The 16,732-nt window shown below is 37.2% G+C and carries 16 protein-coding genes and 1 pseudogene; 4 read left to right on the top strand and 13 right to left on the bottom strand.

Going from position 1 to position 16,732, the window contains the following annotated elements; translation table 11 throughout:
* The first annotated feature begins 126 nt into the window (after positions 1–126).
* A complete protein-coding gene (locus ACE198_RS14815; RefSeq protein WP_375376067.1) occupies positions 127–492 on the top strand; it encodes a YhjD family protein in 366 nt (121 codons plus the stop codon).
* Positions 493–512: 20 nt separating this feature from the next.
* On the opposite strand, the gene ACE198_RS14810 is transcribed toward ACE198_RS14815, so the two are convergent.
* A complete protein-coding gene (locus ACE198_RS14810; RefSeq protein WP_375376066.1) occupies positions 513–1,115 on the bottom strand; it encodes a competence protein ComK in 603 nt (200 codons plus the stop codon).
* A 160-nt stretch (positions 1,116–1,275) separates the two neighbouring features.
* On the opposite strand from ACE198_RS14810, the gene ACE198_RS14805 reads away from it, so the two are divergent.
* A complete protein-coding gene (locus ACE198_RS14805; RefSeq protein ID WP_251456531.1) occupies positions 1,276–1,512 on the top strand; it encodes an IDEAL domain-containing protein in 237 nt (78 codons plus the stop codon).
* Positions 1,513–1,677: 165 nt separating this feature from the next.
* Here the strand turns inward: ACE198_RS14805 and ACE198_RS14800 are convergent, their stop codons facing one another.
* The 10 genes from ACE198_RS14800 to hemE all read right to left on the bottom strand — a co-directional run bounded on the left by ACE198_RS14800 (position 1,678) and on the right by hemE (position 12,165).
* On the bottom strand, positions 1,678–2,949 hold the full coding sequence (locus ACE198_RS14800; protein ID WP_375376065.1) for a M48 family metallopeptidase: 1,272 nt from the start codon (positions 2,947–2,949) through the stop codon (positions 1,678–1,680).
* Positions 2,950–3,079: 130 nt separating this feature from the next.
* Positions 3,080–3,388, bottom strand: a complete 309-nt coding sequence (locus ACE198_RS14795; RefSeq protein ID WP_098572189.1) for an AzlD domain-containing protein — start codon at positions 3,386–3,388, stop codon at positions 3,080–3,082.
* Entirely contained in the window at positions 3,378–4,106 is a 729-nt protein-coding gene (locus tag ACE198_RS14790; protein WP_098572205.1) for an AzlC family ABC transporter permease, read from the bottom strand. Before ACE198_RS14790 ends, ACE198_RS14795 begins: the two co-directional genes overlap by 11 nt.
* A gap of 102 nt (positions 4,107–4,208) precedes the next feature.
* The gene (locus tag ACE198_RS14785; RefSeq protein ID WP_251456538.1) at positions 4,209–4,985 is read right to left on the bottom strand and encodes an enoyl-CoA hydratase-related protein; all 777 of its coding nucleotides are present in this window, start codon (positions 4,983–4,985) and stop codon (positions 4,209–4,211) included.
* 53 nt (positions 4,986–5,038) lie between these two features.
* The gene (locus tag ACE198_RS14780) at positions 5,039–6,598 is read right to left on the bottom strand and encodes a fatty acid--CoA ligase family protein (protein ID WP_375376064.1); all 1,560 of its coding nucleotides are present in this window, start codon (positions 6,596–6,598) and stop codon (positions 5,039–5,041) included.
* Between the two features lie 151 nt (positions 6,599–6,749).
* A complete protein-coding gene (lplA, locus tag ACE198_RS14775; RefSeq protein ID WP_375376063.1) occupies positions 6,750–7,739 on the bottom strand; it encodes a lipoate--protein ligase in 990 nt (329 codons plus the stop codon).
* 19 nt (positions 7,740–7,758) lie between these two features.
* Positions 7,759–8,493 (bottom strand): MBL fold metallo-hydrolase, encoded by a 735-nt coding sequence (locus ACE198_RS14770; RefSeq protein ID WP_251456544.1) that lies wholly within the window; start codon positions 8,491–8,493, stop codon positions 7,759–7,761.
* Between the two features lie 72 nt (positions 8,494–8,565).
* Positions 8,566–9,990, bottom strand: coding sequence for a protoporphyrinogen oxidase (hemY, locus tag ACE198_RS14765; protein WP_375376062.1), 1,425 nt, complete (start codon positions 9,988–9,990; stop codon positions 8,566–8,568).
* 34 nt (positions 9,991–10,024) lie between these two features.
* The gene (hemH, locus tag ACE198_RS14760; protein WP_375376061.1) at positions 10,025–10,960 is read right to left on the bottom strand and encodes a ferrochelatase; all 936 of its coding nucleotides are present in this window, start codon (positions 10,958–10,960) and stop codon (positions 10,025–10,027) included.
* A 158-nt stretch (positions 10,961–11,118) separates the two neighbouring features.
* A complete protein-coding gene (hemE, locus tag ACE198_RS14755; protein WP_375376060.1) occupies positions 11,119–12,165 on the bottom strand; it encodes a uroporphyrinogen decarboxylase in 1,047 nt (348 codons plus the stop codon).
* A gap of 300 nt (positions 12,166–12,465) precedes the next feature.
* On the opposite strand from hemE, the pseudogene ACE198_RS14750 reads away from it, so the two are divergent.
* Both ACE198_RS14750 and ACE198_RS14745 read left to right on the top strand, forming a co-directional pair.
* A pseudogene (locus ACE198_RS14750) lies at positions 12,466–12,957 on the top strand (hypothetical protein); the annotation flags it as partial.
* A gap of 53 nt (positions 12,958–13,010) precedes the next feature.
* Entirely contained in the window at positions 13,011–14,531 is a 1,521-nt protein-coding gene (locus tag ACE198_RS14745; RefSeq protein WP_375376059.1) for a recombinase family protein, read from the top strand.
* On the opposite strand, the gene ACE198_RS14740 is transcribed toward ACE198_RS14745, so the two are convergent.
* Together ACE198_RS14740 and ACE198_RS14735 are read right to left on the bottom strand one after the other, a co-directional pair.
* Complete coding sequence (locus ACE198_RS14740; protein ID WP_375376058.1) at positions 14,528–14,653, bottom strand: hypothetical protein; 126 nt, start codon at positions 14,651–14,653, stop codon at positions 14,528–14,530. The two genes, ACE198_RS14745 and ACE198_RS14740, sit on opposite strands and share 4 nt — an antisense overlap.
* A 624-nt stretch (positions 14,654–15,277) precedes the next feature.
* Positions 15,278–15,844, bottom strand: a complete 567-nt coding sequence (locus tag ACE198_RS14735) for a recombinase family protein (RefSeq protein ID WP_375376057.1) — start codon at positions 15,842–15,844, stop codon at positions 15,278–15,280.
* Positions 15,845–16,732 lie beyond the last annotated feature (888 nt).

The following is a 16,732-nucleotide window of genomic DNA, read 5'->3' as shown; positions in this document are numbered from 1 at the left end:
TCAATAAATAAAACTCGACCAAATGACGCGTTTTGTTTATGTATAGTCCTATTGCTTTTAATGTTCCTTTTTTGTAAAATAAAAAAGGAACATTTGTTCCCATAAAAGTGAAAGGTGTGGCTGAAAATGACCAGAATCCCCGAAGATGATCGAGACATAATGGAGAAGGCAATGTATTTGCCAATGGTTCTAATTATCTTAAACCGGGATTTATCCGTTGTCGAAAAGAGCCCTTTTAAACTCAAACAACCCTATTTAGATTTGATTGAGGAAACGATGAAGGAAATTCAGAAGGAATTGGCGGAAGTTAAACAATATATGAAAAAAAATAAACTTCAAGTAATTGAAAAAAAACGGGACGATGCTTTTACTTTATACAGGTTTATTTATAAAGGCTACGAAGAAAACCATAATTACTTTAACCCAAGGATACGTAATAAGGTCCAAGAAATAATGGAGGCCTACTTATTAAAAAAACATCTGTCCCATTAATTGTATAGAAATAACCAACCTTATTCGGGACCCTTCGAATGGGCATCGTACTCTAGGGAGCTTTCTAGAGCATTTATTAACTGGGGTCCATTTGCTTTATTAGAGAACTTTCTCCCATTACTTTCTATTCTTTGCATGAGCTTTGTTTTTAATAATGATGTTCTTAACATCTGTCCTTCTATTGTACTTACCGGAACTGGAAATATATGTGATTGCTTGTTACGGAAAATGATCATTGTCTTTTGTGCGGCTACGCGGCGATAACATTCCACATGTTCAAATGCTATCCAAATACACTCAGGTTTTAACGGCGAAACTGTAGGGAAAAAATAGATGTGGTAAGTTGGTTCAATGATAATTGAAAGTTTTCGGAAATAACCAATTAGCAGCCGTGTACCTCTTTTCCTGCTTTCGTAATCGACACCATAATAATTGCAACTTTTTTTAATCAGATCCAAGGGCTTAAGGGGTAACAAGAATTCATCTTCTACTTCAACTACACGTGAATAAATTTTACTTCCATAAACCACCGGTTCTACAAACATCGTACGTGAATTGATTTCATAATCTTCGATCTCGGTTTGCTTCAATTCATTCAACTCCCTTTTCATTTTATCCATCATTATCTTAACACTCCTTGTTTTTTATTCCCTTACTTTTCTGAACTGTTCCTAAATTATTCACAAAATTTAGGAGAAATAAATATTTAACTGAAAATTTTAAAATTAATGATATTCTTCAAAAAAAACCATATAATTTTAAAAAGCATCAGAGGTGATTTTCATGAATGAAAAATCATACACGGAATTAATGAAACTTGGTGCCATGAAACGCAATCGCTTGAAAGAGAATTTTGTCCAGGATTTATACATCGACATGCTGTTGTCCGAAATTCAGCTAACAGTCGAAAAAGAAAAATTACTGCAAAAAATCGACGCGGCCATTGATTCCCGAGACAAAAAATCATTTCTCCTGTTATCCATGCAACTAAAGGAAATTTACAAAAAGTTTGGAACGTAAAAACTTTAACTGCCGTCAGGACTGACGGCTTTTTTCGTTTCATCAAATGCTTGTCTAATGAAGGAACATACTATTTAAAAATATTTCCACTTCCTTTGAGTAATTTTATGTAACAAAAAAGGCTGTAGACATATATTGATGTCTCAGCCCTTTTTATGTTGGCACCTATTTATTCCTTTGGTTCACTTCATACTCTTCAAGCATCGATATCCGATCAAGCATGGAAGGATGAGTATACCTGAAGATTTTTACTAATAACGGCGGATTTACTTGACTTAAACCAGAACGAGTTAATTCCTGAAAAGAAGTAATCGCAGCCTCTGAATTTTTAGTCATTTCAATCGCATATTTATCGGCGCGTGTTTCCTGATAACGAGAAGTAAAATTAGTAAATGGACTGGCAGCAAACAGAAGCATCGAAAGGATCATAAAAAATAATGGAAGTGAACGAATATCTCTTACATCCGAGATTTTCAATTCGCTGCCCCATCGTTTGGTTGCCCAATTCATAATTCTATAGGTCAAATACAAACCAAGCAGTGATATCAAAAGGTACCCAGCTATTCCAAAATAAATATGTTTTTCTATATAATGGCACATTTCATGAGCCATTATGAATAAGATTTGATTATCAGATAGTTTATTTAAGGTAGTATCCCATAGGACAATCCGGGCATTAGAACCGATCCCCGTGACATAGGCATTTAAAGCATTGGTTTCTTCTGACTTATTCACTTCAAATACATGGGTAGCTGGAATTTGAGCCCTTTCGGCCAGTGTCAAGATTTTTGTTTCCAATGCTTTATCTTTTAAAGGATAAAAGTCATTATATAACGGGTCAATCACAACTGGCTGGAGAAACATCATAAATAATGTAAATGGAATAGATAAAAGCCACCCATACAGCCACCAGCGTTTTTGACTTTTCTTCATCAACCAGTATAATACCGGGACAATGATCAGCCAGGTCCCATAATTAAGCCAAAAATCTATTACCTCATCTTTCATCCAGGAAGCAAACGACTGGGTCGAAATATTATAGGTTTTTGATAAATTAAAACTAATATAGCTTAATGGAAATGTCGCCAAATAAGCGAAAACAGATAACCAAATCAAATATATAGCTGTTTGCAGCAGTTTATACTTAGTGGAGTTTTCAGCCCAATTCTTGATTGCTTTAGATAAACCGAATAATAATATTAAGAAGTAAATGAGCCATTCTAAGGGAGTAGATAAGAAAAATAATAAATTTCTTATTTTGGAGTACTCCTCACTCAACATAAGTTCCCTTCCATTCAAAAAGGTGGACGGGTCCGCCCTCGACCCTTCATATTCAAATGGAAGGCTCGAATCAGCAAAATAGAATAAATACCAATAAATAATCAATCCATATAGAATGTAGCCCACGACCGCATAGACTCCCATTTTTCTCGCCACGATTTATCCCCCTTTTTGTACAAACTCTCTATACTTAGTTTAGTTAAAAAAGGACAAATTAGAACAATTAAAATGCAAGTGTTTCGGCACTGGAGCCTAGATAATAAAAAAGCCGGTTTTAAATACCGACTTACATAAGATATGAATATATGGATAGAACAGCGATAGATCCAATGACTACTACGATGACATTAGCCCCTAATATTGCCGCAATAAAAGCAGCTACTGCCCCTATTACCCCATACCAGATATCTTCCTTCTGAATAAAAATAATCGCTGGGAAAATTAAAGCCCCTAGTGTAGCATAAGGAACATTTTTTAGAACTCCTTGAATAAAAGGAGGCAGTTCTTTCCCTTTAAATAAAACAAAAGGCATCATACGCGGTATATATGTAACCAAACCCATCCCAAGAATCATCCAAACGATTTCAGCTTTCATTTCTTACACTCCGATTCCTTTTAATTACTTCAACTGATTCGATAATGACGGCTGATAAAATGGTTGCGGTAACAATTGCCCAGCCTTGAGCCATGAGGTCTCCAATGGTAAAAATCGAATTAAATATCGCGCCTAGTACTGCTAGAAATACTACCTTTACGCTTTTTTTCATGGATGGGACTAGAAGTCCAATAAACATGGCATATAGCGCGACCCCCATGCTTTCCTGCAGGGTTTGAGGCAGGTTAGCTCCAATCAAATGACCCAGTCCAGAAAAAACTACCCAACTAGAATATGATACCGAGATAACACCAAATAAAAAGCCAGTTGCCGCCGGTCCCTCTTTTGTAGCAACCACTGAAAATGTTTCATCCGTTATCCCAAATGAATAAATTAACTTATTAATTAGATGGTCCTCTTCAACTTTTTCATTCAAGGATGTACTCATTAGGAAATGACGAATATTTACAATAAACGTTGTTAAAATAATTTCAAATATTCCTGTACCATAGGCGATCAGACTAAGTGATATGTATTGGGATGCACCTGCAAATACAATTAAACTCATTAACACCGTTTCGGATAGAGATAGTCCCGAAGTCTTAGCGAGAAGACCAAAGGTCAGTGCAATTGGAAAATAGCCAATTCCGATACTTATCCCGGCTTGAAGTCCTTTTTTAAATTCCGACGATTCTTTACTAAAAGCTAAATCCGCCAACTCTATTCCTCCCCTTGTTGCACTTACACATTTAAGAATAAATAATAGCAAATTTTCAGTCAAAATAAAATAAAAAAACATGGCGCCAAGCACCATGTTTCGTTATTTCCCTTTAAAGGCTGGCTTTCTTTTTTCAGCGAAAGCTTGCAATGCTTCGATTCGATCTTCTGTTGGGAGTGTTACTTCGTATGCTTTTCTTTCTATTTGTAATCCTGTGTTTAGATCCGTATTCATCCCATTTTTAATAGCAAACTTGGCTTGTTGCAATGCAATAGGCCCATTTGCCAGTAATTGCGAACAAAAGGCTGAACACGCTGTCATTAAATCTTTTCTCTCTACAACTTTTGTCAGCAGTCCAAAGGCATAAGCCTCATCAGCGGACAAGCGGCGTGCTGTCAAAATGAGTTCCAAGGCCTTCGCCTGACCTATTAAGCGTGGTAAACGTTGTGTCCCTCCTGCACCTGGAATGATAGCAAGACTCGTTTCCGTTAACCCCAATAGTGCTTCTCTTGCTGCAAAACGGAAATCACAAGCCAAAGCTAACTCCATTCCTCCACCAAAAGCAAATCCATTTATTGCGGCAATAGTCGGTTGGGGCAGACTATCAATTGCCGTAAAAACCTCATTAATTTTATATAGATTTCGCTTCACTTGTTCGTCAGTTAATGATTTTCGTTCCTTTAAATCAGCCCCCACGCTAAATGCCTTTTCACCGGCACCAATAAAAAGAACAGCCTGAACTTTTGGATTTATTCTAATTTCTTCAACCGTTTTCTGTAAATCAAGTAATGTCTCATAATTAAACGCATTTAAAGAATCGGCCCGATTAATTGTGACAACTGCCAAATGATTATTAAACTCCAGCAAAATTGGCTCCACCATGCTCCCCCTTATTAGGGCAGGTTAACACAACCTGTCCTCTGAAGTAAATTCTAGTTTCTGGTTTCGACTACCTGTGTCTTTAGTGCCCTTCTTAAGATTTTCCCAGTTGTATTCTTTGGAAGTTCATCAATGAATTCAATCAAAGAAGGAATTTTATATTTGGCTAAGTGCTCCTTGCAATAATCTAGTAATTGTTCTGTTGTTAGTTCAGGGTCCCTGCTGACAACAAAGGCTTTTACAGCCTCCCCGAGATCTAGGTCTGGAACGCCGAGAACAGCCACTTCGACAACATCTGGATGGTTATAAATAACCTCTTCCACTTCACGCGGATAGACATTATAGCCGCCTACTAGGATGAGATCCTTTTTTCGATCGACAATATAAAAGTACCCATCTTCATCCATTCTGGCAAGGTCCCCAGTATGAAGCCAGCCATTTCGAATAGTCGTTATGGTTTCTTCGGGCATTTTATAGTACCCTTTCATGACATTAGGACCTCTCACAACCAATTCTCCTACCTCGCCAATGGAGACTTCTTCACCAAGCTCATTAAAGACTTTATTTTCAACGTGGAGGATGGATGTCCCGATTGACCCTGGCTTTCGAGGGCGGTCAAGCGGATTAAAGCAAGTAACAGGAGAAGCCTCAGACAACCCATAGCCTTCAGAAATGACAACAGTAAACTTTTGTTCAAAATTCTTTAAAAGGGCTACGGGTAAGGAAGCCCCTCCTGAGATACATAGGCGTAAAGATTTTAAGTCTTCAGGATTTCCATCAGGATATTGAAGAAGGAAATTATACATGGTTGGGACACCTGCAAAAACAGTAGCTCTATTCTCTTTAACTAATCCAAAAATTTCCTTTGGACTGAATTTTGGAGTGATTAATAGCGTTGCTCCACTTAATAATGGTGCATTTAAGGCAACAGTCAAACAGAAAACATGGAACATAGGAAGGACAGTCACTACCTTATCATCGGAATTCATTTTCAAATATTCGCTCACATCTTTAGCATTACTATATAAATTTCTATGCGTTAACATTGCACCCTTAGGTTGACCTGTCGTACCTGATGTATAAAGAATGACAGCTGTATCATCGTCCTGGAGCTCAGGTCCCTTAAAGGTTAAGTCTCCAGCTGCAATTACCAATGAAAACGATTTCATTTTTAGAGAGCATGATAGATTCTCAATTTTCGATTCTACATTGCTATTTGGAGCTGTTTCACAAAAAATATAATGTTCTACTTTGGGAAGGGAGGTGTGAATTTTTTCAACTAATGGGATTGCCAAGTCAAGCCCGATAACTGCTTTAACGTCACCATTATTTAATATATAGCCAATCTCATCGGCAGTATAGATAGGATTTACTGGGATAACAGTTGCCCCCAATCGTAATGCACCATATAAGCTGATTACAAAGTGCGGCGAGTTCCCCAGCAATATGGCAATATGATCCCCTTTTTTCACCCCTAATTTTTCTAAACCGGATGCAAATTTAGTAATTGCACCATCTAATTCAGCATAAGTACAGATTTGGTTCATAAAATAATAGGCTGGTTTAGCAGCAAAGTTCTTCGCTGATTCTTCAAACTTTGATAAAAGATTCATATTCTCCCTCCTGTTGAATGAATGTTCATTCACAAAATTACAGCAATTTTCTAAACTTATTATATTAAAAGTACAGAACCTATACAAGTATAATACTTGAAAATTCAGATAAAAAGATAGCACAGCATTTGAAAATGCTGTGCCTCACTTCTTAATATAACAAATTTAAAAAATCTTTCTTGTCAATATTTCCAAAGTAATGGGTAGTGTCAACATCTGCAAGAGCCTTTTCAATTTCATTTTTTTCATATCGCGCGCCCGTTAACTTTGCCTCAATTTCACTTACATCCCCCACACCAAAAAAGTCGCCATAGATTTTACAATTTTCAATGACCCCCTTATTGACCTCTAAACGAACATCAATACTGCCTACAGGGAAGCGGTGCGAATGCTGTAAATTGAACTTAGGCGATCTTCCATAGTTCCAATCCCAGCTTTGGTAACGTTCTTTTGAAAGTTGGTGAATTTTTTCCCAATCTTCTTCCGTAAGAAGATATTCTGGCACTTCCTCTTGCCCCTCAAATATATTCTTTAACAGTAAGGATCTGAATTCACCAACTTCTATCTTTTCAGTAAGAAACTCAGAAATATTGGCAACCCGGCTGCGGACAGATTTAATTCCTTTGGACTCGATTTTATCCTTTTTAACTTTTAACGCTGAGACGACATTTTCTATTTCGGAATTCAGCATTAACGTCCCATGGCTAAACATTCTACCCTTGGTTGAAAATTGGGCATTTCCAGAAATTTTTCTGCCTCCGACCTCAATGTCATTTCTGCCGCTTAATTCGGCGTTTACTCCTAATTTTTTTAATGCCTTCACAACCGGTTCAGTAAATTTACGGAAATTATGAAAACTCTCCCCGTCATCCTTTGTGATAAAACTAAAGTTTAAATTACCAAGATCATGATAGACCGCACCGCCGCCGGACAGTCTCCGGACAACTTTAATGCCGTTACCTTCCACATACTCTGTATTAATTTCTTCAATGGTATTTTGGTTCTTACCGATTATGATAGAGGGTTCATTTATATAAAATAATAAATACGTTTCATTAATATCAAGATTTTTCAGCGCGTATTCCTCAATCGCCAAATTTATCCTTGGATCAGTGACTCCTTTATTATCAATAAATAACATAATAGTTGATGGCCCCTTTTTATAGTGAAATAGATTGAAATTCTTCTGCAAGCCTAATTATACCCGCAAACTGACTTGATGCTTCAGTAATTAACTGAGGTAAGGACCCATAGTGAGGCAAATGTGTTAAAACTAATTGCTTCACTTCTGCTTTATGTGCAAACTTTCCCGCGTCAATACTGTTCATGTGCCCTGCTGATTTTCCATTTTGATGTCCATAAAAGTTACATTCACAAAGTAGTAAATCAGCATTGCGACTGAACTCAATAAACTCCTCTTTATACGAACTATCACCTGTATAAACAATTGCTTTTCCATCTGCTTCTATTCTCATTGCGTAGCACGGGGCCGGGTGGTCTGTTCTAAGAAAAGAAACATGAAATGGACCTATGGTGAGAACCTCACTAGGATTATAAGAAACCCCTTTTGTTATATCTTTATAGGTTAATTTGTTAAATTCAGATTGATCCAAATCATGACCATATAGAGGCAATGTTTGAGTCTTCTTTCCTAAAAATCCTTGGATTAATCTTGCATGCTGTAAGACGCCAATATCTGCGATGTGGTCAGGATGGTAATGCGAAAGGATTACCGCATCTAGTTCCTCAGGCTGGGTAACATTTTGTATCTTAGAAAGTACCCCGCTTCCACAATCCATTAACAATTGAAAGCCATCATGTTCAAGCAGATAACCAGAACTAGCTTCATTCTGCTTCGGATATCCACCCCAATAACCAATAACCGTAAGTTTCAAAATAACGCCTCCACCTTCATAGTGTAAATTACAAGCAGAAGAAAGAAGCTGCCAGCAATGTACAGCTTCGTTTTAGAAATTTTCTTTTTTTAAATAATCTAATACATTTTGGACGGCTGCCTCGCCTTGATCAATACAATCAGGAAGTCCGACACCGCCATAAGAAGCACCTGCTAAAAATACCCCAGGCAGCTCGGCATTCATATGCTCTATGATGTCCGTTACACGTTGTTTATGTCCCACTGTATATTGAGGCATAGAATTTTTCCAGCGGGAAATAATTGAAAAATCAGGATTCGTCGTGATATCCATGATCTTTTTCAAGTCATCCAAGACAATCTTGATAATCCGGTCATCAGAGAGATCGACGATTGTTTCTTCTCCTGCTCGTCCCACATAACAACGTAAGAGTACTTTCCCTTTTGGTGCTGAATGAGCCCATTTTTTATGTGTCCACGTACAAGCAGTAATTGAATAATCGTTGTTTCTAGAAACGACGAAACCTGTTCCGTCAATATCATTTTTCACAGCTTCTTCAGGAAAAGCTAGAGCAACGGTGGCTACTGATGTAGAAGGGACTGTTTTAAAAGGATCAAAAAAGTGATAATCCGCAAACATTGACTGTGTTATCTTATGAGGAGTAGCTGCGATAATGCTATCCGCCACTAATGTTTCCCCATTATTGAGATATACATCATATTTATTACCGTGCTTAGTAATTTTATCAACTCGATGACCTTTTAAGATCGTTTTTGGATCTATTTTGGCTTCTATGGCCTCAGCAAACGATTGCAATCCAGTTTTAAAGGTTAAAAATGCACCTTTCGCTTTTTCCTTGCTAACAGGCGTTTTCGGTTGGGAAGGAGTGGATTTTTTCATACCAATGATCAGGCTTCTGTATTTCTGTTCTACTTCATAAAATTGTGGAAAAGTAGACATGAGGCTTAATTGATCAATATCTCCCGCATAAATCCCAGACAATAACGGTTCAATTAAGTTTTCAACCACTTCATCTCCAAGTCTTCTTCTGAAGAATTCACCTAAGGATTGGTCTTTTCCACTTTCTGATTTTGGTAGAATGAAATCCGCTGCAGCTCTTAATTTACCAGGAATGGAAAAAAGATCAGTTGTGAGAAAAGGTCCAACTTCGGTTGGTATTCCCATAATTGAACCACCGGGCATAGAGTGAAGTTTCTCATTAACTAAAACGTATGATTTACCTGTTGAATTATGGACTAATTGATCTTCCATTCCTACTTCCTTTGCAAGCCTGCTAATACTTAACTTCCGGGCTAAAAATGAATCCGGCCCTCTCTCAATTGTAAAACCGTCCCTTATAACAGTTTGCATTTTGCCGCCGAGACGATGTGATGCTTCGATAAGTTTCAACTCAATAGGGAGATTCTCTTCCTGAATTGCTTTTTGAAGATAAAAAGCTGAGGTAAGCCCAGCAATCCCTCCCCCGATAATGATAATTTTTTGTTTTTCTTCCGCCACGGTGGTCACCTTCCTTCAACACACATTCTAAAGCCTATTCTGCAGTCATTTTTAGGACGACGGTCGATAATGCATCAATAAATTCTTCCTTAGCATTAGGCATTTCCGGTCGATAATAATTAACACCTAATTCTTCCGTCACTTTTCTACATTCAAAATCATTATCATACAACACTTCAAGGTGTTCACATACAAACCCTACTGGTGCATATACAAATGCTTTATAATGATGGGCATGGTACAAATCTCTGGTTAAATCCTGAACATCAGGACCAAGCCATGGTTCTGGAGTTTGCCCAGCACTTTGCCATCCTACCACATAATTTTTTATTCCTGCCTGTTTTGCAATAAGGTCAGCAGTTTCTTGAAGCTGGCTTGGGTATGGATCCCCAAACTGTAGAATCTTTTCAGGCAGACTATGTGCGGAAACAATCAGAACAGATTGATCCTTCTCATCTTGAGGCATTCCTGCAAATACTTCCTTTACCTTGTCCACCCAATAATCAATAAACTTCGGTTCCTGATACCAACTGTCAATGGCTCTTATTTTAAGCTTTCCGCCTAATTTTTCTGCTTCTTCGCTGGCTCTTCCATTATAGGATTTAATACTGAAAGTAGAATAGTGAGGAGCAAGAACGATACTAATTGCTTCTTCGATTCCATCATCATGCATTTGTTTCACTGCATCTTCGATAAAGGGGGTAATGTGTTTTAACCCAAGATACATTTTGAATTCTATCTCCTGTTGAACACTATTTAAATGTTCTTCGAGCTTTTCTGCTTGCAGCAGGGTAATCTTTGCTAAAGGGGAAATCCCTCCAATAGCCTCATACCGGCTTCGAAGTTCTTCTATCATTTCTGGAGTGGGCTTCCGTCCATGCCTAATATGGGTATAGTATCCCTCTAAATCATCTAATGTATATGGGGTACCGTAAGCCATTACAAGTAAACCCATTTTCTTTTTTGTCATGTTCGCACCTCATTTATAAATCTGTTCGCTAGTTCCCATTCAAATGTTTGGGCTGGGTCACTAAAAGCTGTGATGCCCCTAATGACCCATTAGATCGGCCCATCTTATTGTGCCAAAAAATTGAACTCCTTACCAATTTTAAACCTTAAAATGGGATATTATCGATTTAATTTTGATGCTGAATACTCATGGACAAATGAAGTTAATCTTTTTAATGTTTCTGGATTAACAGAAGGGAATACCCCATGACCTAAATTAAAAATATAGCCATCGCGTTCCATTCCTTGGTCTAAAATCGCCTTTGCTCTTTCTTCAATAACATCCCATGGGGCTAACAAAATAGCTGGATCCAGGTTTCCTTGAACCGTTTTATCGATTCCCATTTCTCTTGCTTGGTGAATTGGTAAACGCCAATCTAAGCCTACCACATCAAGCGGAAGGTCATTCCATTCTAATGCAAGATGACTCGCACCCACACCGAACATAATTAAAGGAACATTTTCCTCTTTTAATGATGTAAAGATCCGGTTCATGATAGGTTTAATAAAGTAACGATAATCCTCCACATTTAATGCTCCTACCCATGAATCAAAAATCTGAATTGCCCTTGCACCGGCTTTGATTTGCGACTTTACGTATGTAATGATCATATCGCCAAGTTTGTCCATTAATGCAAACCATGCCTTCGGCTCCGTGTACATAAACGCCTTGGTCTTATTATAGTTTTTAGAAGGTCCGCCTTCGATCATATAACTTGCCAGTGTAAAAGGTGCACCGGAAAAACCGATTAGCGGCACGGATAACTGCTCTTGTGTTAATAATTTAATGGTGTCCAATACATAGGGAACGTCTTCCTCAGGATTAATTTCACCCAGTTTTTCCACATCCTCTAAAGAACGAATGGGATTGTCAATAACAGGTCCAATCCCTCCCTTTATTTCTACCTCCATGCCAATCGCAGGAAGGGGTGTCATAATATCTTTATAAAGTATCGCCGCATCAACGTTATATTGTTCAACAGGTAAGCGAGTTACATACGCACATAACTCAGGCTGGTGGGTGATTTCAAAAAGGGAGTACTTTTCTTTAATCGCTCTATACTCCGGCTGCGATCTGCCTGCCTGACGCATATACCAAACAGGAACATGATCAATCTTCTCTCCCCTTGCTGCTTTTAAAAATGTTTCATTAATTGTTCTTGCCATTACTATAGTCCACCTTTCAAAACACATGTCTGTTGTCCATTTTAATATATATAGCTTGAATTTAAAACTTACTGATTCTTAATAAACTGTATTTACTATATCTATTAATCCTATTTGTGTATAGCTAACGATATTAACTGTCAAAAAAGTGTCGTTTTTACGTTTTAAAATTTGTTAAATTCGACAGAATGCTTCGCAATATTTTTTCACTTTTTCCTCTCACCACTCAGGGCGATTTTCATATCCTGTATTACATCCAACAGGGCTATAGCCCCCTGGATGAAGAAAGGAGGGAATAGTATGATTGTCGAGCTTACTGCTCTTCATTGGATCTATGTGACGTTTATTGTCCTTATTATCGGATTTATGGTCATGAGAAGGGACACGTCGATTGTATGTATTGTAGGTATTTTCCTCATTGCTATTACCGCAACAGGTTCGTTAAGTCATTCAATCAGCAGCATTTTTAACAGTTTCAGTTATGCCATTACAGAATTATTATCTACCATTCTTGTTATTTCAATAATTGTTGCGATGAGCAACACATTAACCGTAACTGGAATAAATGATGTTATGATTTCACCTTTTCGAAAGTTAATCCGTAACCCAACTCTAGCGTATTGGACGATTGGGATATTAATGATGGTGATCTCCTGGTTTTTCTGGCCGTCCCCTGCTGTTGCACTTCTAGGTGCTGTTCTTCTTCCGGTTGCGATTCGGGCAGGACTTCCAGCACTTGGTGTTGCCATGGCAATGAACTTGTTTGGTCATGGAATCGCTTTATCCGGAGAAAAAGTGTGTTATTATAAGGTACATAAATATCTTATTAATTGGAGTGAAACACATTGTATAAACCATTCTCACAGGCTGACTATAAGCCTTCTGATAAGCCTAAAGCATTGTATTTAAGAAAGTCTAAGAAAAGTAGAGGAAAGACTGAAGTTGAAACAATAGAAAGCCATTTAAAGAGTTTGACTGGCTTCTGCGAGGAACAAGGCTGGAATGATTATGTTATCTATAATGATTATGTGGCAAAGTCTACAAACCTAAACAGAGTAGAATATAAAAAGATGCTACAAGCTTGTTTAGATGGAAAGCACGATTTAATCATTGTTGTAGAAGAGTCAAGATTATATCGTACAGTATATGAACAAACGAATGTATATGAGGAATTGAAAGGCACTGACATAGCTATCCTTTCAATACGTGAGGGCTATATCTTCCCTAACGATAGAAATCAGTTTTTAACTAATATTATTCGTGGGGCTATGAATCAGCAAGAACTTGAAAACTTTGCATATAGAATGAATGTGAAGGTTTTAGCTAGTGCTAAGGAAGGTGTATATGTCAATAAGACACCATTTGGCTACTTTAAAGACAAGGACAAGCTAGTACCTCACCCTATTGAAAGTAAGACGTTTAGGTTTATTGTGGAAAAGGTGCTAGAAGGCTATGTAATAGCTGATATCATTGGACAACTTAACCAACTAGGATATACTACAAAGTCTAATAAGAAATGGAAAGACGTAGGCACAATTACAAGGATGTTGAATAATCGTGTGTATCTAGGTGAAAGTCACTATTACAGTAAGATGTTCGATGAGGATGTAATTGCTAGAGATACACACCAGCCATTATTGACGATAGAGGAATTTCAAGAAGTACGTAACATGATTCAGTCACGCAGTAGGAATCCACAAGGAATACGATACACTAAAATTAATACGGTACTGGATAGATTAGTTGTTTGTGGTGTATGTGGAAATAGGCTACCCCTTCATAAATCATGGACCAATAAAGAAGGAGTAACATCTTATCAGGTAGGAAAGTGTCAGAAGGTTATAGGTGAATACAATGAAAAGAAATGCCCTAATAAATCAATCTCTTTAAATGAGTTACTACCTCACTTCTATACTGCTATTGAAAGCTACAAGGATGCGTTAAGAGAGGAAATAAACAGTGTGGAGATAGATACAACCAACGACAAGAAAATAAGTGTCATGAATCAATTAAAGGACATTAAAAACCGTATAGCTGGAATACAATCAGAAATACAAACCGCTAAAAGCTATCTAATCAAAAAAGTCTTATCTGAAGCTGATTATGTAGGATTAGTACCGCCACTGGAAAAGGATTTAAAGGAATTGAATGTGGCATTAGAGGATAGCGAAAGGCTACTGGCTAGTTTATCTGAATACGATAGAAGTACAGTTATTCAGAACGCTATTGACTTGCTAAATAACATCGAGAATGAAAGCATTGAAAATCAGAATAGGATATACAGGCTACTATTTGAAAGCCTTGAATTAGTAAATACAGTAGATGAATTTGAGATAAGGCTAAAAGAAAAAGACGTTTCCATTTAGGAAGCGTCCTTCTTTATTTCTGTATTAGATTGAGATAATTTCACGATAGCTTCCGCTACTTGTTTATAGTTAGGATTAGTGGCTTTGATTATGGTTATTTTAGGTGTACGTTTATTTTTCATAATCCCACCCCTTGTAACCATCATTTATATTCATGGAAGTGTTATTTGGTACATTGTCCAAAGTTGGAGTTTTTTTAGTCATTTTCATGCTGATTCATCCCTCTCACTTCAATACCGTGAAAGGAATCTAAATCAGACACAGTTAAGTTATCTGACAATTAGACAGTATATTTATTCTAAAAAAAAATTGTTGCCACCCTTTTTGCCGTGTTTACCCCTACCGACTACCCCGTGGTACGGTCTGCCTGAAGCTGATGCTGGTTTTTGTTTATTAATAATCAATCTGATGTATGTGTTGGGAATAGCATTTTATCCGAATTTATCAAGGTTTTAATGACTGGTTTAAGCCTGTTTGATTGGATGTATTAAACACTGGTATGGAATGATTATATTTATGCAATATAAAAGCGTACCAGCTATAACACCAGTACGCTTAAATGCTTTATTAAATTACCTGTTAGGATTCGATATCTAGGAAGGATATAAATTCTTGCATCTGATAATCTTCAGTAACCATATCCCATCATCCTCTATTTCCACTACTTCACTTCATAGCCAGTACCAGTGAATACCTTCACCTTATCGCCTTCAGTTAGTTGGTATCTATCCATGTACTTAATCATCCTATTCACCTAATTCCTTCACTTTTGCGTATATGGTACTACGAGGTACGCTAGTCATTTTAGCGATATCATTTACAGATAGTCCGTTATTCTCTCTATCCTGATACAGTTTTATAGCCTTCCTAACGTCCTTCTCGTCCTTCCCTTTACGTCCTAGATGCTTTCCCTGTGCCTTAGCCCTTGCACGTCCTTCAGCCGTTCTATCGTTTATCAAGTCACGTTCAAATTCAGCTATAGCCCCTAGCATGGTAAACATTAGCTTTCCAGCTGGTGTAGTGAAGTCTATCTGTTCCTTAATGAATACTAATCCTATTCCACGGGCTTCCAGTTCCCTTGCAATCTTATGTAAATCAAAGGTACTTCTAGCCAGTCTATCCAGCTTATAGATAACCAGCTTATCGCCTTCCCTTAGATAATCCAGTGCTTTAGCTAGTTCTTTTCTATCTGACTTAGCCCCTGATTCCTTTTCCTGATAGATTCTTTCACATCCGTATTCCTGAAGCTTCTCTATCTGAAGTTCTAAATCTTGTCCTACTGATGATACCCGTGCATATCCGATAACAGTCATTGTGATGATTCCCCTTTGTCTAAAAGTCTAAATAACTTCTGTACATTATATTCTAGACTAACTTCTAGACTGTTTCAAGGGGTAATATCGGTGTATTTTGTTACTTTTCATTTGTTTTGTCGCCTTTTTGTCACAGGAAAGGACGCATGAAGGGGAGTACAAAAATTATGCTGTAATTAAAAAGCCGATTCCCTCAATTTTTAAGGAACCGGCTGATTTAAATTTTATTCTACAATCTGGCAGTTAAAGGAATAACTAAGATATGTATCATATCTTAAAATCACTGAATTGTACTTACACTAACGCACCCGTTTAAGAACATTTCTTCACAATCTTTCTTGTTATTTCCCCCAAAACTGCGCAAACCGAACCCCCGAATCAAACAATGAACTCATTACAAAAATTATTAACATAATAAAAACACAAACGCTTACAATAGCTGTCCCAATTTTTGTTTTACGATAATCCTCTCTATTCTGTTGTTTTGTCTTTCTATAAATGCTTTGAACCTTATGTTTCTTATGGTTATTATATTGACTGTCTTTCACATTGACTTCTCTCCCTTAGAAAAACACTAAATGATTTATTCACCTCTTGAATCGTTCTTGGATAAAATTATTAAAATTGATTTATTTAGTAAATACAATCCTCTAAAAAGACTACCGACAATAATTCCAAAGGCAATAACCCCACCTACCTGCGGGGGACCTATTATAAGTAATAACAACCCTAAAATTGCACTTAAAAGAATAGATATAAACAAATACATAATTATCCTCTGCTTTCACCACATTTATATTGGTTAATATTTCTGCTTCACTTACACAAACTCCAAAGTGGCATATCAATTCTTTACTCTTGAAACGGTTAGGTCAAGCTAGGCAGCAT

Origin of the sequence: Neobacillus sp. KR4-4, assembly GCF_042136325.1 — a bacterium.
Taxonomy (GTDB): Bacteria; Bacillota; Bacilli; order Bacillales; family Cytobacillaceae; genus Neobacillus.
This window is presented reverse-complemented; position numbering and strand designations above follow the sequence as displayed.

What these genes read in the sequence shown, in the direction of transcription:
- ACE198_RS14780 (WP_375376064.1), bottom strand. Translation starts at nt 6,598, where the DNA reads ATGAATCTTTTATCAAAGTTTGAAGAATCAGCGAAGAACTTTGCTGCT.
- ACE198_RS14795 (WP_098572189.1), bottom strand. Translation starts at nt 3,388, where the DNA reads ATGAAAGCTGAAATCGTTTGGATGATTCTTGGGATGGGTTTGGTTACA.
- hemH (WP_375376061.1), bottom strand. Translation starts at nt 10,960, where the DNA reads ATGACAAAAAAGAAAATGGGTTTACTTGTAATGGCTTACGGTACCCCA.
- ACE198_RS14740 (WP_375376058.1), bottom strand. Translation starts at nt 14,653, where the DNA reads ATGAAAAATAAACGTACACCTAAAATAACCATAATCAAAGCCACTAAT.
- ACE198_RS14815 (WP_375376067.1), top strand. Translation starts at nt 127, where the DNA reads ATGACCAGAATCCCCGAAGATGATCGAGACATAATGGAGAAGGCAATG.
- ACE198_RS14810 (WP_375376066.1), bottom strand. Translation starts at nt 1,115, where the DNA reads ATGATGGATAAAATGAAAAGGGAGTTGAATGAATTGAAGCAAACCGAG.
- lplA (WP_375376063.1), bottom strand. Translation starts at nt 7,739, where the DNA reads ATGTTATTTATTGATAATAAAGGAGTCACTGATCCAAGGATAAATTTG.
- hemE (WP_375376060.1), bottom strand. Translation starts at nt 12,165, where the DNA reads ATGGCAAGAACAATTAATGAAACATTTTTAAAAGCAGCAAGGGGAGAG.
- ACE198_RS14735 (WP_375376057.1), bottom strand. Translation starts at nt 15,844, where the DNA reads ATGACTGTTATCGGATATGCACGGGTATCATCAGTAGGACAAGATTTA.
- ACE198_RS14805 (WP_251456531.1), top strand. Translation starts at nt 1,276, where the DNA reads ATGAATGAAAAATCATACACGGAATTAATGAAACTTGGTGCCATGAAA.